This is a genomic window from Winogradskyella ouciana (genome assembly GCF_009709615.1).
GTDB classification, from domain to species: domain Bacteria; phylum Bacteroidota; class Bacteroidia; order Flavobacteriales; family Flavobacteriaceae; genus Winogradskyella; species Winogradskyella ouciana.
On the sequence record NZ_WJYA01000173.1, the window covers coordinates 1 to 260 of the forward strand.

1 protein-coding gene is annotated in these 260 nt (G+C 40.4%); it reads left to right on the plus strand.

Translation table 11 applies throughout. The annotated features are described in order from the left end of the window. Positions 1-260, plus strand: a 260-nt coding sequence (locus F1003_RS18915; RefSeq protein WP_155090368.1) for an EamA family transporter, incomplete at both ends; no start/stop codon positions are given.

Genomic DNA, 260 nt, shown 5'->3' on the forward strand with positions numbered 1-260 from the left:
TGGGCAATGATTATCGGCGGACTTTGCTTAAATATAGTCGAACCGATTTGGAGAACAGCACCAGCTTCCATAACTGCTGTACAGCTTATTTATTTAGTATTTGTCATCCTTTTTGGAACAATGATTGCCTTTTGGTTCTACATCAAAAGCCTTGAGACACTCATGCCAAAAGAGGCAAGCTTGTTAGGCAGCATTGAACCATTAGCAGCCTGTTTAACAACTGTTTTCTGGCTGAATATGCCTTTCGGATTATTCCAATG